The sequence below is a fragment of the Veillonella sp. VA141 genome (assembly GCF_003992175.1).
Taxonomy (GTDB): domain Bacteria; phylum Bacillota; class Negativicutes; order Veillonellales; family Veillonellaceae; genus F0422.
Genome location: NZ_RQVM01000007.1, coordinates 1 through 24,243 on the forward strand (window position 1 = coordinate 1; position 24,243 = coordinate 24,243).

The following is a 24,243-nucleotide window of genomic DNA, read 5'->3' on the forward strand; positions in this document are numbered from 1 at the left end:
AGAACTTTAGTGATTGCTGCTGTTAAAGTAGTTTTACCATGGTCAACGTGACCGATAGTACCAATGTTAACGTGTGGTTTATTACGTTCGAACTTTGCTTTTGCCATTGTTAAAATAGCCTCCTTCATTACAAAAAAACTAATTACCTTTATTATATATGATTAAATAGAGAAATACAAATACACTTTACTTATTTTATAGGAATTACAGCTGCTTTCATTCCACTTATCGGATATTTCTATGAAAGTCTAACCTCTGTTCCTCATTACATTTTATATAAGTAATTCAACATATATTCCGAGAACATACTATATAGGCGGCACAATATAGTATTCTAGCGCATAACTTACAAATATCTCAGCATATATTCTAAAATAATTTGCACAATACCAGTACCTAGCAATAATAGAAATACTTTCATTAGGGTACTTTTAATAATACGAGCCATCAGGGATAGATTCATGTAGAAAATCCAGATGGCCACTGCAAAGAAAGCCCCTAAGAAGAGCCAAATAAGTTCCATACCGTAGGATGTTGCTAAGAAAAAACCTGTCCCAAAAAACGGCAACAAGAGCAAGCCTAATACTACGCCATATACATTGGTGATAACCTTGCCGTAGATGAATCCTTTCACCACATCGGTCCAAGTCGCCTCACCTGTTGTCAATTTGTATAAGCCGAAGAAAATCGCACTGTTAAACAAAATGGACACCGCTTGAAATAGGAAAAAGACGATGGCCAAACCTATGATAATGGCCGACCCTAAGGCGTCAATCTCACGATAATAGGCAGGCATGAAAAAGCCTACTAACGGCAGTACTAAAGTAGCCACCAATAAGCAAAATACCACTTCCAGACCAAAATAGGTAAGTAAACCTTTTTTTATCGTTCCATGCTCTGCAATTCGATCGAATCCCCTACTTTTAGGATGCCAAATTAATTCTTTTAAATCATTAAACCATGTTGTCATATGTACCTTCTCTCTTGCTTAGATATATTTCATTTATAATACGCTATCAATTGCTGTATCGCGTAGATATCCACTGCATCTAAATCACCAATTTTGTTTTTGAAGTCCGTTATTATTAACTGCAACGGTTGACTCAACCTAACCGTTGATGGCTTAGTTAGCCCACCATACTTCCCAACTATTCGGCATAGTCATACTCCTGTGGTAACACTAAATGGTTAGATTCATCTCTTGTCCCAACGAAGTCTTTCTCTGTAAACGGCAATGTAAATTTATCAACAGTTTCAATATGTCCATAGTATTCTGTAATTCGATGTTTCGGAATAATTTTATCCTCAGTAGAATAGTACACTTCATACCAAGGGGTCCCTTTTTCGTGAGATTTATTCACCAAAGAAGATGTAGACATTGTGCTATATTTACGTAGAATATCTAACAAGTATAATTGCTCATCTTTAGTCAACGCTTGTCGATCAAATGATTGATTAACAATCCCATTTCTTCCATATTCTTTAAAGGTTTTATAAACAGATTTAACAACCGGGCCTAAATCCCATGCTTCAAAATCTTCTTCAATAAGAGTATAACCTAATGATGAAACGCTCCCAGCTTGAGCAAAGTACAGCAGTTTATTTAACCGTAAATTAGTTATCGCATCTTCATTAGGAGTATTAGCAACTAATTCAATAAAAAATTTTGCCACATCTATCGCTTTAGCCATAGAGCCACCACCTTTCTATACTCTCATTATACAAAGTCAATCTATGAATTTCAATGCTTATCTAACCAAGAGTAAAAATAAAACTTAATACACTAGTTTATCTTTTTGTAATACTCTAATAAAATAAAGATATAATTATGATAATAAGGAGGTGTTTATTATGATTCATATTCGCCCAGTCTCTGACTTACGAAATAAATTTCCTGAAATTGAAGAAACTGTGATCAACTCAAACTCACCTGTATTTCTCACTAAAAATGGATATGGTACCATGGTGCTAATGAGCATCGAGCAATATTCCACACTGACCATGGATGTAGAAGAAAAACTTGATGAAGCAGATACATTAGCTAGAAGTTCAACTACGCGACTTTCTAAAGCTGAAGTATTTAATGTCGCCAGGAGCTATATCGATGAACAATCCAACTTATAAGCTCACTTTCCTCCCTATCTTTAAAAAAGATTTAATAAAATTTCTATAATAAAAGGTGGAGATACTCATATAATGGTATCTCCACCTTTTATTAACTATATTTCGGACATAAAAAAATCCCCACCTAAGTGAGGTTATTGGTGGCGGCACACGGATTTGAACCGCGGACACACCGGGTATGAACCGATTGCTCTAGCCAACTGAGCTATGCCGCCAAGTATATGGAGCTAGTGACCGGGATTGAACCGGTGACCTTATCCTTACCAAGGATACGCTCTGCCGACTGAGCTACACCAGCACTATTCAATCACTAACGAATTAACATGGTTGCGGGGACAGGACTTGAACCTGCGACCTTCGGGTTATGAGCCCGACGAGCTACCAACTGCTCCACCCCGCGATGAAAATGGTGGAGGGAGAAGGATTCGAACCTTCGAAGTCGAAGACGGCAGATTTACAGTCTGCTCCCTTTGGCCGCTCGGGAATCCCTCCAAAAAAATGGAGCTGGCGATAGGAATTGAACCCACAACCTGCTGATTACAAGTCAGCTGCTCTACCGATTGAGCTACGCCAGCACATTTACATACACATTATATATGTCTTTATATAGTTTGTCAAGAACTTTTTTCTACTCCGTAGTCCTGTCCTTGACTACTTTGATATAATACCACATTTATGATTCCTAACGCAAGTGTTTTATAAAAAATTTTTTAACTTTTTTCAGAAAATTTAACAGGCCCTAGGAACGCAGTTTTACGTAGTAGCCTTATGGCGTTGCTATATCAAATTTATACAAACACAAGAAGAGCACGGCCCCCCCAAGCGACGCAATTTTGCGTAGCAGCCTTGTGGCTTTCTCTTACTGACTATATCACACAAATGTAAGAAGACCGTAACATACCCCTGAACAAGCATAACCACTGTATAGCTTGAGAAGGGGTGTGTTACGGTCTTCACTTTATATAATTTAATTAAGAAAGCCACAGGCTACATAGCCGAAACAAGTTCGCTTTTCTTTTGGTTGGACAATAATATTTCTCTAATGAATGTATCATCCAATGTAAACAACAAATAGGTATGTTCTAGTACTGGATGGCGATAGCCATACACTACACCTTTACTACTATCATGATAATTAGCAGGTTCTTCAAAATCTGGCACTCCGTAGAGATAGAGCAGTAAATATTTAGAATCTCCTAATGAAATGCCGCGTTTCGTCGTACCAAGCGATGAGTTGATCATGACACGAGTGATTTCGTGTTCCTTGTTATATGCGATTACTACATCCTTATAGCCTAAAAATTCCTGACCATACACCTTGCCTCTTTCTTCCCAAGATCGATTTGGATCATTGGTAAAGGTATCACCTAATCGGTATCCCATCAAAGAGAAATCTGATTCTGTCATGGTATTAGGCTTAAACGTTTCTAATGTAGTGGCTGGTATAGCAAAACGAGGCCAGTCATGACCCGCAATCATTCCCAAATGCGTGACTTTCCCCTGCTTCAATGAAAGCCATACATAACCCACAGAACTGTTAGAACCTGCTAAAGAGTCACTAGTATAAGTATTCTTCACCAACTGTGAAAACTCCTCTTTTTGAATAGAGATTTTTTTATTTTCTGTTATAGTTTTTTCTTTACCAATTACGCCTTCATATAGCCACAACAAAGAACCATCTGTATTGTCTCGCCACATAGCTCGTGGTGCACCCCAAGCAAAGAGCACTTCACTACGCGTCGCTCCTACATGAACATCTTCATGTAAGAAAATACTAGGCTTATCTGTCCACAATAACTCAATGGGATATTTAGAAGCTTTAGAAACTTTAGACTTTTTTGCATCTTCCGTATCTTCTACCGCCTTGTTAGACTCACTAGATGCCTTCTGTTCCTCTTTACCATTGGTCTTATTATCTTTAGATACTTTAGTTTCCTTAGCTTTCTCAGCGCTACCTGTTTCTAGCGTACTTTCCACAGCGGAATCCACATCCGACATATTATCAGCATGTGTTTCAACAGCTTTTTGTTTACCTATAGCCTCTAGCTTTTCTTTCAGTACATCCACATCTGGAAATACCCACGGTTCATGTTGTTTCCCCTCTACACGAGCTTTTGCTTCCCCTGCAAGGGCTTTCACAAATGTATCTGTAATCACAAGAGGGGGCACTCGTTTAGCTGTAAATGCAGTTCCCACTAGATCAAGTTGTTCTGCTTCACCTTCCTGAAAGGAAGCTTTCTTCTCTTTTATAAATTTTCTAAGAGCCAACTCTTCTGACATCCGTGTAGTGTCAGCACTGGTATTGATAGATACCTCATAACCCAGTACAGCCTGTGGCTGTAACACCACTATTCCTGCTATTACCATTGCCCCTAGGGCAGCTTTCCAATTAGCTTTCATTGTTACGTCGCTCCTCTAATTTTTCTTTCACCCAAGTAATCCAAGGTGAAAGCCCTGCCTCCTGAGTACAACTCACCTGAAAAATAGGCACACCCGGTTGTAAGGAGTTAATATCTCGAATAGCCTCATCCATTTTAAATGGTACATAAGGCAATAAATCAACTTTGTTCAGCAATACTGCTGCTGACTCTTTAAAAATCAATGGATATTTTAATGGCTTATCTTCCCCTTCTGTAATAGAAAGAACAGTCACTTTCATATCTTCACCAATAAAAAATTCTGCTGGGCATACCAAATTACCAACATTTTCAATGATGATTAGGTCCAATGTATCCAAATCCAATTCTCCGATAGCCTCGCGAATCATGTTCGCATCTAAATGGCACCCACCGACTGTATTGATTTGAATCACTGGAACACCAGTGGCATGAATGCGCTCCGCATCTTTATCGGTAAATAAATCACCTTCGATAACCGCAATCCCATACTCCTGGGACAAGGTTTGCAAGGTGGCTTCTAACAAAGATGTTTTACCTGCCCCTGGCGACCCTAATAAGTTCATCACCAAAATGCGTTTATCTTTAAATTGTTTTTGTAGCTCTTCTGCAATGGCATCATTTTTAGCCAATACATTTGTCATTACTTGTACTTCCATGGTACTCCTTTAATCCATATCGATGGATGCCACACGCAATTCACGACCTTGCAATTCTTCTACAGCAAAGCTATGACAATGTGGACATACATGGCGATACCGGTCCATTGAAAACTCTTGATAGCAATCTAAACAACGCCCTTTCATAGGGATCGTTTCTATATCTAGCTTCGCTCCTTGTGCTGCAGTCCCTTGTGTCACTGCATCAAAGCAAAAATGTAACGCTTCCGGTTCTACCCCAGATAAAGCGCCAATCTGCACTTGTATAGCATGAATGATACTGCCTTCGTTAGCTTTCAACGTATCTAATGCTACATCTACAATTCCCTCAGCAATGGCCATTTCGTGCATAATACGCCTCGTATAATCCTTCTAACATCATAGTGGTCGTCACAGAACCAACGCCACCAGGTACAGGTGTAATAGCTGATGCCACCTCACTACCAGAGGCAAAGTCCACATCACCCACGGTTTGTCCATCTAGGTCATTGATTCCCACATCAATCACTACACAACCCTGTTTCAACATGGACCCATGTACCATATGCGCTTTACCCACAGCAGCAATCACCACGTCAGCTTGCAACAATTCAGCTTCTAAATTTTCCGTTTTAGAATGGCAGATTGTCACTGTGGCATTGCGTTCTAGCGCCAATAGTGCTACTGGTTTCCCTACGACTTGGCTACGACCTAGAACAACAACTTTTTTGCCAGATAAGGAGATGCCATAATGATCTACGATTGCCATGCAAGCCTTTGGCGTACATGGTACATAACCACCTTTACCAGAGCTAACTAAACCAATATTATAGGTAGTTAAGCCATCAATATCTTTTCTTGAATCTAAGGCTCCAATCACCGCTTCACTATCGATATGTGCTGGCATTGGCATTAAGGGCAGTACGCCATAGATGCGTTCATCTGCATTAAATCTGTGAATCACCGCTTCCACTTCTGCTTGAGAAGCGGTTTCTGGCAATTCTACTAACTCTGTACTAAAATTAGCACCCTTTGCTACTTTTTCCATAAAGGTAGCATACATCTTGGCAGCACTATCGTCTCCAACTAGCAAAATACCTAGGGTAATCGTTATACCTTGGTCCACCAAAGCTTGCATTTTTTCCTGCAGCACCGCTTTTCGCGCCTGAGCTACAGGCTTACCTAATAATTCTATCATCCTATCCTCTCCTTGAGCGTCTCCTATTACAAATACCCTACTGCAGTATCAATAGGCCTAGGATGTAATATTATTTCACATCCCATAGCCCACGTATCTTACCGCTTGAAATACACTGTAACGGATCCTCCCTGTTCTATAGTACTACCCACTGCTTCCTCTTGAGAAACAGCATAGCCTGTTCCATAAGGTTTAAAGGTTAATCCTGCTTCATGCACCCAATCCCGTACTTCACCATACGCATGACCTACAAAATTTGGTACAATTACAGATCCATCTTGATTACGTTTTACTTCTAATAATTTGTTTACACCTTTGTCTTTATCTTTATCACTATGTTTGCTTCGTGTAGGTGAAATTTTATAATACCGCACCAGTTGCGTCATTACATCTTGGAATACAGGCGCTGCAATTTGGCTACCATAGTAAGTTCCTCCTGGGTCATCAATTACTACAAGCGCCACAAATCTAGCATCTTCTACTGGTCCATAGCCAATGAAAGAAGCAATATAACGGCCATTTAAATAACCGCCATGCTCGGCATCTAATTTTTCTGCTGTCCCTGTTTTACCTGCAAATTGATACCCTTCCACATAGGCTTTATGCCCGCCCCCTTCAGAGACTTCTTTTTCTAAAATATCTGTAATTTGCTTAGCAATACTTTCAGGTACAGGTTGGCCTTGCTCTACATCTTGTGCTTCTTTATAGATAGTTCCATCTGGATTCACAATAGATTTGATAATATGAGGCTTCATCATCTTGCCACCATTTGCCAATGCTCCAAAAGCTTGTACCATTTGTAATGGTGTAACCGCCACCCCTTGCCCAATCGACATAGTAGCTGTATCTAGCTTACTCATGGTCTTAGGATCAAAAAGGATACCATCCCCTTCTGCTGGTAATTCAATACCTGTAGCCTTACCAAAACCAAATCGTTTCACATAATCTGTCAAAATCTCTCCACCTGTGGTGGTACCTATATAGGCCATCCCTGTATTAATGGAATATTTCAAAATGTCCAACAAGCGAACCTTACCACTGCCCTTACCATCCCAGTTTTTCATTGGGTGTCCGTCGATGACAATGGTTCCTACATCATTATAGACTGTATCTAATTGCCATTTTCCTGCAGCCAAGGCAGAAGCTGCAATAATCGGTTTAAATGTAGATCCCGGCTCATAGATACTAACAACAGCATTATTACGATAATCTTCATATTTCAGCTTGTTCACATCCATAGCCATTCCACGATTTCGATTAGCCATAGCAAGGATTTCCCCTGTTTTAGGATCCATAATAATCATCGCTGCACTACGAGCTTTTGTTTCACCCATAGCTTTATCTAAGGCACGTTCAGCAATAAATTGCACTGTCGTATCAATGGTTAAGTTAACAGATTTCTCTTGGTCTGGCAAAAACTGAGATTCTACAGATTCAAAAACAGGTCTTCCTGCTGTATCATTAAAAATGCTTACTTTTACTTCATTACTGCGTATCACATCATCCAAAGTAGCCTCTAAACCAGCTTTACCTTCTGCATCTGCTTTCCCATCTTCATTAAAGCCCACAAATCCAAGGACCTGTGCTAGCAAAGTATCATTTGGATAATAGCGACGGCTTTCTTTATGTAAAGTAATGAAGTTAAACTTTGCTTCTTTTATGGCTGCTTCCACACCATTAGAATTAGGTACATCTAACAGTCGATCAATCCAAACAAAGGCTGTATCTTCATTTAACTTTTTAATAATCTCTTCTCTAGAAATGCGCACATAAGGAGCTAATACATCTGCCACTTCTTCTGGCGTTTTTTTAGCTACCACACGCATCATGGTTGGGTCTGCGCTAACAGAGTTAACTGTTACACTCAATGCCAAGGGATTGCCATTGCGGTCAAAAATAGTTCCCCGTGGAGATTGTAAAACTCTATCCGTTAAAAATTGATTAGAAAATCGTTCAGAATAGGTATCTTTTGCCACAATCTGTACATAGGTATATCGCAATATAATTCCTAATGATATAAAAAATAGAACTAAGAACCACGAACCGGCATTCAAATTTAATCGTTTTCTTGCTGCTTGCACTTTCATGCATGGTACTCCTTTTTCTTTACTCGTTCGTATTTTGCCATTCCCGCCTTATGTAAGGCTTCTGGTGTATTGGGAATATCTCCCGCTTGTACTCTCTGTAAGAGAGTCTGCATTACTTCCTTCGTATAAGGTGCTACTAAATTGGGCAATGTGCGATCATAGCACAAATCCTTCGTATGTACAGGCATCTGTTTTGCCATATCCATCATACGTGTTCCATACTGGACTGTAGGTTCTGCCTCTTTCGTGCCTCCTCCTAATACATCTGCCACACCTAAGGTTTTTAGATAGTCCACAGCCTCCACTAAATCCTTGGTTTCTCTAAATAAATTTTCATGAGATTCCTTCTGCAACCATTTACGTAAATCTGCAGAACCATTGGACACATAAAAGTGAAACCGCATATGTCGCTCCACAAGCCATACCACAAGATTTACAAATTCTTTAGCATAGCCTAAACGGGTCAAGATATTTCGTGCCATAGTGGCACCCACCCTATCATGATTACGATCCGTAATGCGCCCATTGTGAAAGCCGCGGACTCCTTCCATGCCTTTCCCCACATCATGGAGCAAAGCAGCCCACCGCAATACTAGATTCGGCGGCACCCCTTTTACTACTGTTACAGTGTGGCACCATCCATCATGTACGTGGTGCTCTGGTGCTTGCGGTAAATCTACTAGATGAGTTAGCTCTGGCAATATAGGAATCCGTCGAGACTGACCCTCTATCGCTTGTTGGCAACATTGCTCATTTAAATGACTGCGCACCAACGCATCTAAAGAGAGATCTACATACTCACTAAGCAACATTTTTTCGATTTCTATACGCACTCGTTCTAAAGATAATCCTTCCACACGATATAGGTTCGGCTCTATGCCCGCCCAGGTGGCAGGATCAATAGAAAACCCTAATTGCCCAGCAAATCGACATAATCGGAACATGCGCAACGCATCTTCTTGAAATCGCTCTCGGCTAGATCCAATGGTACATAAACGGCGTGCCACAATATCTCGTAAACCGCCTACTTCATCACGGACCTCACCACTTTCAGTAAGAGCAAGACCATTGATCGTAAAGTCTCGCCGCTGTACATCCTCTAAAAACGTAGAAGGAAATTGCACTGCCACCGGTCGATGACTATCTTCACCATATTGTTCACTTCGATAGGTTGCTACTTCATAGGTATCATCACCCACTGTAACCACAACCACCCCAAAGGAGGCGCCTACTACATTCGTCGTAATAAAGCCCTCAGTTCGTAGTACGTCGATGACCACCTCCGGCATAGCGGAAGTGACAATATCATAATCGTGAGGAATCCGTCCCATCTGTATATCTCGCACCGCACCACCCACAATATACGCTTCATAATGCGCTGCTTGTAAGGTCTGCAAAATGCGCAGAGCTCCTTTGTAGATAGAAGTCTCTTTGTATGCTTCTATGCCCATACTTACACCTCTCTATTTCTGATGGGCCAACCGATTTGTGATATCCACACCTGTTTTAGTTTTCGCCAAACCGCCTTCGCTCGTTTCACGAAGCGCTTCTGGTAAAGCCCGTCCAATGGAATCCATCGCTCCAATCACTTCATCTGCAGGAATGCGACTACGCAATCCTGCCATAGCCATTTCTGCGGATGCCAACGCATGCACTGCATAGATTCCATTTCTCTTCACGCAAGGCACTTCCACCAGCCCTGCCACAGGGTCACAAACTAAACCTAAGACATTTTTCATGCAGAGGGTCATAGCCGTTACCACTTCTTCCGTAGTGCCGCCCATCATCGCTACAGCACAGGCAGAAGCCATGGCAGCCGCTGTACCAACTTCGGCTTGGCAACCACCAACAGCCCCCGCTACACAGGCTTGATTTGTCACTACATTACCTACACCAGCTGCCGCTAAAAATCCATTCACATACGCTTCGTCATTGCATTCGTAGACTTCTCCTACTGCTTGCATCACACCTGGTAAAATACCACAGGCTCCTGCTGTGGGACATGCCACAATGCGGAACATCTTTGCATTTGCTTCATTCACAGAAATGGCATAACGTAGCGCCCGATAAGCTAAATCACTTAAAAAAAGAGGTTGTCTTTCATCTAATTGTTTCGCTTGTCCTCCAGACATACCACTCTTACTTTTTCTGGTGTCAGCGATGCCATCACGAACAGATTCCTTAAAAATCTGAATACGACGTCGTATCTCAGCTAGGACTTCCTCTTTCGTAGAGCCCGTACTTTCTATTTCTGAACGCAAGACCACTTCGGAAAAAGAAATACTTTCACGATCAGCCAAGCGAACAATGTCTTCAATTGTATCGTATAAATAACTCATAGTATCCTCTATTCCAATGGTTCAAAATACATAACCGAGGAAATGCCCGGCACTTCTTTAATTTGCTGCAATGCCATTGCATCTACATCAGAGTCCGTAGAAATAAGCATGACTGCCTCTGACCCTTTTCGCTTACGGAATACCCGCATGCTAGAAATATTGATGCCTTCCAAGCCTAAAATGTGCGTAACCCCTGCAATGACACCAGGTTGATCCGTATGGAACACAATAATTTGATGCTCTTCCCCAGTAATATCTACATCGATGCCATCAATATTCGTCACTGCCACACGACCTCCACCGAGGGATGAGCCTGTAACAGACATGTGTTTTCCATCTTTACTGTACATATTGAATCGCACTGTATTAGGATGGCCTGCGTCTATTTCCGATTCAATAAAGGTATACTGAAAGTTCTCACGTTCTGCTATCTCCAAGGACTCACGAATACGTGCATCATCTGCATCCATTCCCAGTAATCCTGCCACCAAAGCACGGTTTGTACCATGTCCACGATAGGTCTTGGCAAAAGAACCATATAAGGTCATAGTCACACTGTCAGGACGCTCACGAAAAATAGACAAAGCCATCTTTCCCAAACGCGCCGCCCCTGCTGTATGTGAACTAGATGGACCTATCATAACGGGTCCAATAATATCAAATATACTACTCAACGTAGGTACCTCCTATTATCTATGTAGGAATATTCTATCGATTATCTGTATCTTATATCATAACATATATTGACCCTTCTCGTAAAAAGATTGCTGCCTAAATCACGCAAATACAAGAAGACCGTAACATCCCCCCCTGAACTAACATAATCACTGTATAGTTTGAGAAGGGGTGTGTTACGGTCTTCCCTATATCCTATTCAATTAGGAACTTCATAAGGTATATAGCAACAAGATGTATAGATACTCTTAGTGTCTAAGATTATCCATTCATGCGTTTGAACAATTCTGCAATTTGCGCTTTCATCAATGCCAATTCTTCACGTTGTGCTTCATTCTCTGCTTTTTGAGCAGCGTTTGTCGCACGCAGTTCATTCAATTGATCTTTTTGAATTTTATTTTGTGCTTCTAAGGCAGATACCTTATCTTGTAATGTGTAAGAGGCACTGATTGGTCCTTGACGGAATGTATCCTTCACTGCGGTTTCATCAGCACGAGCACCAAATTTCCAAGTCACACTTGCATTAGCCATCACTTCACTACCATAACCATTGAAGGATGCCCCTACATGGAACATAGTAGATTCATTTTTGTAATGGTTCACGCCGAGTGCTAAAGCGCTAGCTCCTTGATAGTAACCCAGGCCTGCAGAAATTTGAGTTGGCTCCAATGGATCGTACTGGATGGATTGCAAGCCTGCTAAGGCAGCTGCTTGTGCTCCAGAACGATTGATACGATTATTGATGTTAATCGTTGTACCTCGTAATTGAGACACGTTAACTGCATCTGTATCTTTTGTACCTGGTGCTACATTGTGAATTTGTTGCATACCTGCAGAGATACCTTCTGTCATAACTGGTTTGCCATCTGGACCTTTCACAGGGTTACCATTGCTGTCTAACACTGGTTTATCCATACCGAAAGAGATAACACGAGTATTATCTACTACATTAGGTTTCAACGCTCCTACAGCGCCCGCATATTTCTCGCCTGGTTTAGGTTTTCCATCTTTATCCATGTACACAAAGTTACCGTCTTTGTCTTTCATGACTGGCTCACCCTTTTCATCTTTGAAAGTAAGATTACCATTTACATCACGAGCTACTGTACTATTTGGAATGACTTTCAGTCCTTCGTTCGTATACTCCGTAGAGTTACCAGGAGTTTTAATCTTTTCTTTTTGTTTTCCAGTAGCAGGATCAATCACCGGTTTACCGTCTTTGTCCACTACCTTTTCCATTTCATCCGTAGTTGAGAAAGCTATCTTATCACCAGATACATGCGATGTTTTTTCTACGCCAGTTTTTGGATCCTTCGCATTCAAGAGTAAATCTTTATTCGTTAGGGATGCTGTATTGTTACCCTCTTTATCTCGTAAGGAGATTTCTTTAGGTCCTACTACAGTTTTGTTGTCATCCTTATCTTTATACGTAGTTCCTGCTGCTGTAGATGTATTAGTATTTTTATCCTTATCTGCCAAAATAACAGTAGTCGATGTGCTTGTGTTGGTATTACCCTCTTTATCTTTGATAGTAATGGTATCACCTTTTATGGTTGTAGTAGCACCATCTTTACCATTGACACCGATAGCACCTTCTCCATCTTTGGCTGTAATAGATACACCATCTTTGCCATCTTTGCCATTCACACCGAAGACACCGCTGCCGTCTTTGCCAACTGTAGCAGATACCACATCTTTACCGTCAGCATTTTTCACGATCATAGCGCCATCTTTAGCTGGAATAACATCTGCTGGAGGAACTGGTTTGGTATCCTTCTTAGGTGTTACTGTCGTACTTCCATCTGGATTTGTAACCACTGTTACATCGCCTTCTTTGTAGTACTTGTCGCCCACTTTCACAAGGTTATTACCATTTTTATCAGTCGCTGTGCCACCAGTTGTGACAGAATCAATTTTAAGATCTCTATTCACATCTACTTTCACATACGTCGTTGCTTTCTTAGTACCATCCTCGTTAATAGCATCCACAGTTACCATAGATACATTGGTGTTGGCTCCATTTGCGAATTTCACATCGTCATTCGGATTTACCTTGTCATACACTTTTGTATCTTTACTGAAATCTTTATCAGTAGAACCAATGCCTACATTCCAACCAGAATCTTGGATTGCATTCGCCACTGCATTGCCTGTTACAACTCCTGCACCTGCATTCGTTACTTTGTCAGTCTTAGGATCAACCTTCAATGGAGTTCCTGCTGGTTTACCATCTGGACCTTTTTCGAATCCTACTGGTTTACCATCTTTATCTACCTTGTAGTAATTATCTCCGATTTTAACGGCATCTGTTTTTGTACCATTGCCATGGGTGATGTTTACTTTATTCGTAACCTCTCCCTCTTTGATTCCTACTGTAATTTCACGAGTACCATCTGCCAATGTTTTACCAGTAACGGTCACACCTTGATCACCTTTGAAATCAACTACATTTGCGTTTTTCACCACATCTTTGTAGCCATTGCCATCTTTGGCAGATACAACCCAGCCCATATTTTGTAGGTCACCTACCGTAGCTGCTGCGTTTTTATTCACAGGTGCATCGGCTGTACCTTCCAAATCAACTAAGTTTGCTGGTGTTGTGTTAGGTGTAGTTCCTGGTATAGTTTCTGGTGCTGTACCTTGTGGTGTAGTATCTACAGATTTAGTATTCAACGTGGAACCTACACCTGTAATTTGTGTTGGTTTGCCATCCTTAGATGTGACATTTAATGCAGAAGATGGTTGTGCATCTGATGCATTATTCGTAGCTGGTTTCGCCGCTTCTGCTTTCATTGTCACAGGGTTCACTGGTGTAACAGGGGTTGTTACATCCACCGGTGTTGCATCTGGTTTTGGAGCGCCATTCACTACATCAGTTGGTTTGTAATAGTTAGCGCCCACTTTCGTGTACGTATTACCTTTGCCATCTGTATAGGTATTTGGACTGCCTACGTTCAACGTGCCTGTATCCACATTGGTGAAAGTCACATTATCTTTCGTAGCGTATGTAATTTTACCATTTGCATCCTGCTTCACAGTCAAGTTATTGCCTGCTACCATTTCCACAGTATTACTTGGTTTAATTAACTCCCCATCATCCTTAGTTCCAGTAAGTTTTTCTCCCCCGCCAGCAGATGTTTTCAAGTTGAAGCCTGCATTGTTGATTGCTTCTGCTACATTTTGTACGGTAGCAACTTTGTTCAATCCTGCCTCATCATGCGCTTTCTGTGCTGCATCTACTGGTGTTTGTTTAGCAGCTACATCAGCTTTCTTATCTGCCACCGCTTGTTGTAATGCTGAATTTTTCGGATCTGCCGCTAATGCTTTTTCTGCTTCTTTTAAAGCTTCTCTTGCTGCAGACAAGTCTTTTTCAGCAGCTGCTAAGGTGTCTTTTAATTGCTTAGCTGTAGCTGGATCTGCAGGTGTAGCAATAGCTCCTGTTTCCTTATTATCAGTACCTACTGCTGGCTTCATTTCACCTATAGTTACTTTTACGCCATTTTCGTCAACTGTTACAGAACCATTAGCCGCTTTTACATTAAATGTAACATCACTTGCCGTGTTACCCTCACGAGTTGTTACCACCGCGGTAGTACCAAGACCATTTACAAAGTTCACTGTATCATATGGTTTTACAAAATCACGAGATTCTCCATTGTTTTGTAAGTTCCAACCTGCGTTTAATACGTCAGATACTGTGGCTGCATTGTTACCAATGTACTTAGGATTTGTTTGTCCATCTTTTGTTTTTGGATTTGCTAATGCTGCAGCTTCTTCTGCTGTTAATGGCGCTTTGTTGATATTTTCTACATCGCCTGTTTTTTCTGTACCATCAGGATTTGTAATTGTTTTGGATCCATCATTTACATTTGGAATGTTGCTTTTCACATTGCTCAAAGATGTTGGACTTGTGGTTCCTTTTGGTCCATTAATTGTTGTTTTAACAGGACCTGTTACATCCGCTCCTTTTCCATCTGGTTTAGTATTGAAGATTTGGTTACCATCTTTATCTGTTTTACCAGTTGGATACACTTGCTTACCATCTTTATCTGTGTACACCACAGGTGTTACTGCATTATTTGTAGACGTTTGGTCATCTACTTTTACAGTGATTGTACGTACACCTTTGTCATCTGTTTTACCAGATACGGTAGCTGTACCTTCGCCTACAAATTTCACTTCATTTGCATTTTTCACTGTATCTGTATAGGCCTTGTCTGTTTCACCTGTTGTTTTGTCAGAAGATACAATCCAACCCATGTTACGTAAATCACCTACTGTAGCAGCTGTGTTATCGCTTACTTTAGGTTTTGACCCATCTGTTGGTGTGGATAAATCAACTAAACCATTGTTAGCTTTTGTGGAACCTGGAACTTCTTTTCCATCTACTGTATCACCATATTTTTGTAAGCCAGATGTTACATTTCCTAATTGTGTAGGATCTGTAGTTTTCTTATTTGGTTTAGCATCTGTATTTTTAACATTTGGATTCACCAAAGAAGAGGTTAATGGGTTTGCATTTGTATCAATTGGTTTGATAACAATTCCATTTTCATCCACAGGTTTACCATCTTTATTCACCTTCGTACTTGGCTTACCATTTGCATCAATTGGTTGACCTTTATCATTCACTGTATAATAATCGTCTCCAATTTTGGATACTGGTGTACCATCTGCTGTAGTGTATGTTACAGGTAATCCTGTTACATTGTATGTCACATTGCTTGTGGTTCCATCTTCAGATGTAGTCACCACGGCTGTCGTGTTCACACCGTTTACAAAGTTCACAGTATCGAATGGTTTTACGAAGTCTTTTGCAGTGCCATTGTTTTGTAAATTCCAACCTGCGTTTAATACGTCAGATATTGTGGCTGCATTGTTGCCAATATACTTAGGATTTGGTTTGCCATCTTTTGTTGTTGGTTTCAACAAGTCCGCTGCTTCTTCTGCTGTCAATGGAGCTTTGTTAATGTTTGCTACATTACCTGCATCGGGTTTATCTGTTCCATCAGGATTTGTTACTTTTTTATCAGCATCATTCACTGCTGGAATGTTATTTTTCACATTGCTCAAAGATGTTGGACTTGTAGTTCCTTTTGATCCATTAATTGTTGTTTTAACAGGACCAGTTACATCCTCGCCTTTTCCATCTGGTTTGGTATTGAAGATTTGGTTACCATCGTTATCTGTTTTACCAGTTGGATACACTTGCTTACCATCTTTATCTGTGTACACCACAGGTGTTACTGCATTGTTTGTAGACGTTTGGTCATCTACTTTTACAGTGATTGTACGTACATTGCCATCTGTTTTACCAGATACGATAGCTGTACCTTCGCCAACGAATTTCACTTCGTTTGCATTTTTCACTGTATCGGAGTACGCCTTAGTCAAATCATCTGTCTTTTTATCTGCAGATACAATCCAACCCATGTTACGCAAATCACCTACAGTAGCGGCTGTATTATCGCTTACTTTTGGATCTCCATTTGCTGGTTTGGATAAATCAACTAAGCCACGGTTTTTATCCGTTGTTCCTGGTACATCAGCATTATTTACTTGATCACCATATTTGTCCAAGCCAGATGTTACATTGCCTAATTGTGTAGCTGTTGTTGTATTAGGTTTATCTCCTGCTGGTGTTGGATTAACTAACGCAGTTTTTAATGGTTTTGTTGTATCAATTGGTTCAATTACATTGTTATTTTCATCAACTAATTTACCATCATTATTTTTGCCTACTGCTGGTTTACCTGCATCACTGATAGGTTGACCTTTATCGTTAACTTTGTAGTATTTATCTCCTACTTTAGATACTGGTGCACCATCTTCTGTTGTATATGTCACAGGCAATCCTGTTACGTTGAAAGTCACATCGCTTGCAGTACCTGCAGCATTCGTTGTCACTACTGCTGTCGTATTTGCACCGTTCACGAAGTTTACAGTGTCATATGGTTTCACGAAGTCTTTCGCTGTGCCATTGTTTTGTAAGTTCCAACCAGCGTTCAATACATCAGATACAGTAGCGGCATTATTTGGATTGATATATTTGTCACCAGCTTTATTTGTTGTATTTGGTGCTGCTTGAGCTGTGGTAGCATTGCTTGGACCTGTTGTAGCATCGTTATTCTTCGTATCAGGAAGGTTAGATTTTACGTTAGACAATGTTGCTGGAGTGGTTGTTCCTTTTGGTCCGTTCACAGAGGTAATGACTTCTGTGCTTAGAATTTCTTTACCTGTACCATCTGGATTTTCAAAGAATTTAACTGTCTTAGTTCCATCTCCATTGTCTACTTCTCGAGGATATACTTTAGTACCATCTGCTTTCGTGTAATTCACAGGAGTTACAGTTTTATTAATACCTGTTTGATTATCTACTTTCACAGTGATGGTACGCACATTACCCTCTGTTTTACCAGATACAATAGCACTGCCTTCGCCGATGAAACGCACTTCGTTCGCATTTTTTACAGCCTCTGAATACTCATCAGTAGTCACTGCTCCATTTGCTCCTGTAGTTTTATTGGAAGATACAATCCAACCCATGTTACGGATATCTCCTACAGTAGCCGCTGTGTTATCCGTTACATTTGTATTCGTCAAATCTCGCAAACTATTTTTAGCTGGTTCTTTACCATTCACTGGAGCCGCTTTGTAATTCTCCAACTTGCTTGTCACATTATCCAATGTAGTAGGACTTGTTGTGCCAGTTTTATTAGCTCCCGGTGCTGGGTTTACCAAGGATGTTTTTAATGGTTTATCTGTAATGTTCACATCAGGAACTTCATGTCCATCTTTATCAACTGGTTTACCATCTTTGTTGAACTTCGTAACTGGCGCACCTGTACCATCTACTGGTTGACCTTGATCGTTAACTTTATAGTATTTATCGCCAATTTTAGTCACTGGTGTACCATCTGCTGTTGTATAAGTTACAGGCAATCCTGTTACGTTGTACGTTACATTGCTTGTTGTACCATCATCAGATGTTGTTACCACCGCTGTTGTATTTAGACCATTGATAAAGTTTACAGTATCATATGGTTTTACAAAGTCTTTCGCAGTGCCATTATTTTGTAAGTTCCAGCCAGCATTTAATACATCACCTACGGTTGCCGCATTATTTGGATTGATAAACTTATCTCCAGCTTTATTCGTTGTATTTGGCGCTACCGCGTCTGTTTTTGGTGCTGTTGTTCCTATTTTAGCTCCATCCAAGTTGCCTTCTACGTTAGATAATGTAGTTGGTGTACTTGTACCTTTTGGTCCGTTAACAGTTGTTTTAACTGGACCTGTTACTTGTTTACCACTTCCATCTGGTTTTGTATTAAAGATTTGGTTTCCATCTGGATCCTTTTTGCCAGTTGGATATACTTGGTTGCCACTTTCATCTGTGTAAATAATAGGTGTTACCGCATTGTTAGTGGATGTTTGGTCATCTACTTTCACAGTGATCGTACGAACATCGCCTTCTGTTTTACCAGAGACGATGGCACTTCCTGTACCAACAAATCGCACTTCGTTCGCATTTTTCACTGTACCAGAGTATTCTGTATCAGTAACTGCACCATCTGCACCTGTAGTTTTATTAGAAGATACAATCCAACCCATGTTACGGATATCGCCTACAGTAGCGGCTGTATTGTCGCTTACTTTAGGTTCTCCTGCGGTAGGCTTAGACAAGTCAACCAAACCAGTGTTTTTATTAGTTGTACCTGCTACATTACCACCATACGTATCCAATCCAGATTTCACATTAGTAACTTTCACTGGATCCGTACCATTAGGGCCAGACACTTTCAAGTCTCCATCATTTGTTTTAGACAACTTAGGTCCTTGATCGCCACCTACTTGAATAGTGTTGAAAGAAGGATTCTCTACCGTAGCAAATGTGATTTTACCGCTAGCATCATGTTTTACATCTAGGTTTTTGCCAGCGATCATTTCTATAGTGCTGCCTGCTTTAATGGATTCACCATCGGTAGTAACACCACTGCCTGCATTTCTTGTACCACCATCAGCACTTGCTTTCAATGTAAAAGCCGCACTATTTACAGCATTAACTACAGAATCTACGGTAGCAATTTTACCAGCATCGTTATCTTTTACTTTCACAGTGCCCGGGTTAGCACCAGTTTTAACAGGTTCGATTGCACCAGTGACAACTTTTAATCCATTAGTATCGTCAGTGGTAATCGTAGTACCATCTGTTTTAACTTTTAAACCATCATTAGTTACTTCTAAAGACTTATCTGCTGTATTAACGGTTAAACCAGCATTTGTTGTTTTTAATGACTTATCTCCTGGATTAACCTTAACTCCATCTGCTCCTACAGTTAAGGATTTGTCAGCTGCGCTCACAGTGATTTTGTTGGTCGCATCATCCTTTTTCAAGCCATCGCCAAGGTTTACGCTATATTTTACAGTAGATATTTTACCATCTGCACTTTCTACAGTAGCTGTTGTGCCATCTCCATTAACAAAGTTCACAGTATCATAAGGCTTCACAAAATCTACAGCTTTGTTATTACCTTGTAAATTCCAACCTGCATTCAATACGTCAGATACAGTGGCTGCATTCATCGGATTTACTTGATTGGCAGCATTCCCTAAGGTTGGCGCCGCTTGGGATGTAGTGGCATTGCTTGCCCCTGTGGTAGCATCGTTATTTTTAGTGCTCGATAAATTACCTGCCACATTAGAAATCGCATTACCACCATTATTCAAACCTGCAGTCGTTAACGAAACAGGTTGTTTTCCTACAGTTACTGGAGTGACTGTCACCCCAGCACCATTGATATTAGTCGTATCACCTGCATTATTTTTAAACTGAGCGCTTTTTAATCCAGTTAACTCTGGATTCAAAGAATAGGTGAATTTAGAAGTTACACGTGTTCCTGTTTTACGCGTCGGATTATCTGGATCATCATACACTGGTCTAGATGCATCTTCTTGATGTAATACCAAATTATCGCCTACACGAATTTTCACTTCATCATTAAGACGTACTTTATCTATATGACCTGTAGCCGTACCTGGATTTTCTCGTGTTGTTGTTTTACCATCAGCAGTATGTACTTCAGTTCCTTCTGTAGCTGTCGCTCCATTAAATTTCAATACACCAGAGCTGTCCTTATCTTTTTCAGCTTCTACAGCCCAACCACTGGACATGCGCTTTGTAACGGAATTCAACTGAGAACCGTTGATGGCATCTGTAGAATCATCTGCAATACGACCAGCGGCTACATTTTTCAATTGACGTTCTGCCCCTGGTGAGCCAAAAGATACTACGTCACCTTCAGACGTATTTGTTCCACCTGCCCAATAGAATGTATAGGCTACTTTTTGACTATCAAATGGTACAATTTTACCTTCTTTATCATAGGAAATATCTGTTTGTCGAGTACCAATGGAGTCTTTGTCAGCTCTGGAACCAGTACCGATAGCTACGCCATTTTGTAACTCAGAAATCGCTCCTGTACCTAGGGCCACACCACCTAATTTCGTCACACGAGCACCAGTACCAATAGCAGTTCCTAGATCACCAGTCGACAAGGAGTGAACCCCCATGGAAATAGAACCATGACCATTTTTATTCGCCGCCGAAGAATAATCTAAGGTATCTGTATTCAAGGTGCCACCATTCGTTAATTCTCCATAGGCTTGTTGAATAGTACCACTAGCGCTTTCCATTTCTACAGAACGAATCGTACGGTGTACATCTTCCCCACCAATATGTTCTACCTTAGTTGTTGTTTTGATAACTGTCTTGCCATTTTCCTTCTTTTCTTTTTGGTATTTAACAGTTTGCGCAGCCACTTTAGTGATTTCAGAACCACCAATCATGATGGAAGAATGACCTTGTGCCTGTGTACCAAGACCCATAGCAATGGCACCTTGTTCACCAGAAGCAACGGCACCTTGACCTACCGCAATGTCTGCTACTTTCGTTGCTTTTGCTAACTGACCTACAGCAACGGAAGCATCGGTTGCCGTAGCACTATAACCAACAGCTACAGCAGACTCTGCTGCACGCGCTGCTGTACCAGCCGCTACGGCATAGTTACCTTGTGCTTCCGATCCCATACCGATGGCTACTGCTGCCTCCGCATTCGCCAATACGGATGCTCCAGAACCGATGGCTGTGGCACCAAAGGCACCTTTTCTAACGATAGAGTTTGTACCAATCGCCACGCCTAATGGAGTCGTTGAATGGGCCTGCATACCGATTACCGTTGAACCATCTTGACCATAGCTAGCACGCCAAGATCTATCTAGGCCTGCACCTACCAGTTCTTCATATTTCTTGCTAATTGTAATAGGCTGTCCATTTTTTCCTGTGCCAGGTGTTGTGGGCGCATCGTAATCATTTACAGTATTCGCTGGTCCATTATTTGGATTTGCTGCTTTAAAATATTTCTTTTGGTCATAGGCTTGAATATCATTACCACCGATAACGATAGAACCCTGACCTGCTACGGATTGAGCGCCTATCGCTACCGATTGGTCCCCTATAGCACGAGTGTTACGACCTAAAGCTGTACCTTCATTAATATCTACGCCTTGAAATGAGAAGAATCCATCCTTGTTAGCATCTCCTGCAGGTTTATAATAATCTAATTTGCTAGTAGTACCTCCAAAAGCTTTCACCAGCACGGTTGCATTATCATCTGCATCTGTACCAACGCCAAGAGGAGTTCCATCAGGCCCTACGGAACGATAGCCTACCCCCGCACCAGCACCAATCGCAACGGAACTGTTAACGGCAGTATTAGTCCTATTAAGTCCTGTATAGGCATTCGTACCAATAGCCACACTACCGTCATCTCCTCGTTTCCCCGTACTAGCATCATCTTTTTCATAATTACTTCTACTGCTACCCGCAGTTGCTTTAAAGCCAAGGGCAACACTACGTCCCCCACCTTGGTCACGACTTTTTGCATCCTTACCAATGATGATATCTCCCACTTGTTTGGCAGTTGCTGAGTTACCAATTGCTATTGTATCAGCTGCTTTTGCATATGCTTGCGCTCCCAAGGCTAAGACGCCTTCTTGTTCTGCCTTCGCTGAGTTACCTATAGCAATTGTATCTTTAGCCGTAGCGCTAGCCTTATATCCTAAAGCTGTAGCTCCTTCTTGACTCGCAGAAGCTGTTGCGCCGACCGCTGTGGTGTACTTATTCGTTGATTGTGTTTTACTACCTAAGGCAACACTGAATTCATTCGATGCATTTACTTCATTACCGATAGCAATGGAATTCTTACCAGTTGCTTGACTTTTAGAACCTACTGCCACTGCTTGTTCATTAGTTGCTTTAGTCTGCAACCCAATAGCAACTGACTGGTCACCAGTAGATTTAGATTCAAAACCTAGGGCAATTGCACTGTCTTTTGTAGATTGTGCTTTTTTACCTATGGCCACACCATTGTTATCCTCAACTTTTGATTCTTGTCCCAAGGCTACAGCATTATCACGACCTGTACCAGGGGTATTAACTGCACCTACTGTACTTGTCAAGATAGGGCTCACCGCCATAGCCATGACAGCAGAACTAATCACAATAGCTTTCGCCTTATTACGACCCACCCGTTTTGCCAGTTCTGATACAACCACATAACAGCCCTTTGTTTTACTCCACACAACTTTATAAATACGATTCAATGCCATGTAATTCCTCACCTTTCATTTATCATCTATACGCATATGATTTTAATATCATTAACTGTCTTGTATATAAGAAACACAAAAAAACCATAGTTTCTATCTCTTTTTAAGTTATAGCTCATAAACTATGGTATTGTTATCTTCTACTGATAAAACTAATATAAGGTATATTAGCAAACTTAAACTAGCACTCTAGTTTCCTTCATTGACTAATATACCTATATTACATTATGCATAAAATTATATACAACAAATAAAAAGAATACAAGCCATTTATAATATGCATATTAAATTAGTATAGATTGATTTTATCCTAGAAATACAAGCATTTCAAAACAGCAATTTATATATGTATTTTTATTTTTAATTATGTATTTTGTTGCAAAAAAATAGATTAATTTATATATTCTTTGAATATTTATAAACGACTTAATACAGACTTGAAAATCACATTATATATTAATTTCTGCTATTTTATCTTAAATATACCTAAAACGCATAGGATTTACTACTTCATTCTTTTATTGCATCATGTATTCATATAGTATTACACAAAAATGCTCATTCTATGCACAGAATTTACTTACTATGCTACATTAAAATTATGCTAAGATAACTTTTTCACTCTTTATCCTTTTTTACTGTATTCACAGACTGAAAAATGATGCCTTTACAGCTCCCCTCTACTCCTAAGGAGCGTAGTTACGAGTAGCAGCCTTTGTGGCGCCCCTTACTGATCAAATTACGAAAATGCAAGAAGAGTACGACATGTTCCAGAGCAAACCTAACCATTGTATCAGTTCGGGTCGGAATATGTCGTGCTCTTCCCTTTGCCCTATTTAGTTAAGACGCCACAAGGCTGCATAGAGAAACAAGAAACGATTGTATTGTGCCTATAACCTGTGCTATAATTAAGACAATAAAAGAAGAGCCATCAACGTGTAGCTGGCGTTAGGCTCATCTCAAGACAATAATAAAGATGAAATCAGCCTAACGTGTGAGGTAGTCAGACCTCTTTACGTTAGGCTTTTTCATTGTCTACTTAAGTAGATCAATGAGCTGAATTACTAAACCAGCAATAGAAATCATCAAAGAGATTTTCTCATACTTAGTCATAGCAAC

The 24,243-nt window shown here is 40.5% G+C and carries 13 protein-coding genes and 5 tRNA genes; 1 reads left to right on the plus strand and 17 read right to left on the minus strand.

The genetic code is table 11. From position 1 onward, the window contains the following. From EO112_RS07575 to EO112_RS07585, 3 genes are all read right to left on the minus strand, one after another. The coding region (locus tag EO112_RS07575; RefSeq protein WP_149306083.1) for a GTP-binding protein at positions 1-107 on the minus strand (107 nt) is incomplete at its 3' end. A 239-nt stretch (positions 108-346) separates the two neighbouring features. Next, positions 347-970: a hypothetical protein gene (locus EO112_RS07580; RefSeq protein ID WP_127163756.1), complete on the minus strand. Its 624-nt coding sequence runs from the start codon at positions 968-970 to the stop codon at positions 347-349. A gap of 178 nt (positions 971-1,148) precedes the next feature. Beyond that, positions 1,149-1,691 (minus strand): Panacea domain-containing protein, encoded by a 543-nt coding sequence (locus EO112_RS07585; protein ID WP_127163758.1) that lies wholly within the window; start codon positions 1,689-1,691, stop codon positions 1,149-1,151. Between the two features lie 160 nt (positions 1,692-1,851). On the opposite strand from EO112_RS07585, the gene EO112_RS07590 reads away from it, so the two are divergent. Continuing rightward, entirely contained in the window at positions 1,852-2,124 is a 273-nt protein-coding gene (locus EO112_RS07590; RefSeq protein WP_009353465.1) for a type II toxin-antitoxin system Phd/YefM family antitoxin, read from the plus strand. Positions 2,125-2,262: 138 nt separating this feature from the next. On the opposite strand, the gene EO112_RS07595 is transcribed toward EO112_RS07590, so the two are convergent. The 14 genes from EO112_RS07595 to EO112_RS07660 form a co-directional block, all read right to left on the minus strand. Continuing rightward, positions 2,263-2,339 (minus strand) — tRNA-Met (locus EO112_RS07595). 7 nt (positions 2,340-2,346) lie between these two features. Beyond that, a tRNA-Thr gene (locus EO112_RS07600) sits at positions 2,347-2,422 on the minus strand. Between the two features lie 26 nt (positions 2,423-2,448). Beyond that, positions 2,449-2,524: transfer RNA gene (locus tag EO112_RS07605), tRNA-Met, on the minus strand. 7 nt (positions 2,525-2,531) lie between these two features. Beyond that, a tRNA-Tyr gene (locus EO112_RS07610) sits at positions 2,532-2,616 on the minus strand. Positions 2,617-2,623: 7 nt separating this feature from the next. Beyond that, positions 2,624-2,699: transfer RNA gene (locus tag EO112_RS07615), tRNA-Thr, on the minus strand. A 412-nt stretch (positions 2,700-3,111) separates the two neighbouring features. Next, positions 3,112-4,524: a hypothetical protein gene (locus EO112_RS07620; protein ID WP_127163760.1), complete on the minus strand. Its 1,413-nt coding sequence runs from the start codon at positions 4,522-4,524 to the stop codon at positions 3,112-3,114. Then, positions 4,514-5,179: a hydrogenase nickel incorporation protein HypB gene (gene hypB / locus EO112_RS07625; protein ID WP_127163763.1), complete on the minus strand. Its 666-nt coding sequence runs from the start codon at positions 5,177-5,179 to the stop codon at positions 4,514-4,516. The genes EO112_RS07620 and hypB overlap by 11 nt, the downstream gene beginning before the upstream one ends. A 9-nt stretch (positions 5,180-5,188) precedes the next feature. Then, complete coding sequence (gene hypA / locus EO112_RS07630; protein WP_127163765.1) at positions 5,189-5,530, minus strand: hydrogenase maturation nickel metallochaperone HypA; 342 nt, start codon at positions 5,528-5,530, stop codon at positions 5,189-5,191. Next, positions 5,508-6,356 carry a bifunctional 5,10-methylenetetrahydrofolate dehydrogenase/5,10-methenyltetrahydrofolate cyclohydrolase gene (locus tag EO112_RS07635; RefSeq protein WP_127163767.1) on the minus strand — a complete coding sequence of 283 codons (849 nt, stop codon included), beginning with the start codon at positions 6,354-6,356 and terminating at the stop codon, positions 5,508-5,510. The genes hypA and EO112_RS07635 overlap by 23 nt, the downstream gene beginning before the upstream one ends. Positions 6,357-6,454: 98 nt before the next feature. Further along, a complete protein-coding gene (locus tag EO112_RS07640; RefSeq protein ID WP_127163769.1) occupies positions 6,455-8,443 on the minus strand; it encodes a penicillin-binding transpeptidase domain-containing protein in 1,989 nt (662 codons plus the stop codon). Continuing rightward, positions 8,440-9,894 carry a CCA tRNA nucleotidyltransferase gene (locus EO112_RS07645; protein ID WP_240629364.1) on the minus strand — a complete coding sequence of 485 codons (1,455 nt, stop codon included), beginning with the start codon at positions 9,892-9,894 and terminating at the stop codon, positions 8,440-8,442. The genes EO112_RS07640 and EO112_RS07645 overlap by 4 nt, the downstream gene beginning before the upstream one ends. A 12-nt stretch (positions 9,895-9,906) precedes the next feature. After that, entirely contained in the window at positions 9,907-10,782 is an 876-nt protein-coding gene (gene sdaAA, locus EO112_RS07650) for an L-serine ammonia-lyase, iron-sulfur-dependent, subunit alpha (RefSeq protein ID WP_127163771.1), read from the minus strand. Between the two features lie 8 nt (positions 10,783-10,790). Next, the gene (gene sdaAB, locus EO112_RS07655; protein ID WP_127163773.1) at positions 10,791-11,456 is read right to left on the minus strand and encodes an L-serine ammonia-lyase, iron-sulfur-dependent subunit beta; all 666 of its coding nucleotides are present in this window, start codon (positions 11,454-11,456) and stop codon (positions 10,791-10,793) included. Between the two features lie 262 nt (positions 11,457-11,718). Then, complete coding sequence (locus EO112_RS07660) at positions 11,719-23,124, minus strand: ESPR-type extended signal peptide-containing protein (protein ID WP_127163775.1); 11,406 nt, start codon at positions 23,122-23,124, stop codon at positions 11,719-11,721. Positions 23,125-24,243: the final 1,119 nt, after the last annotated feature.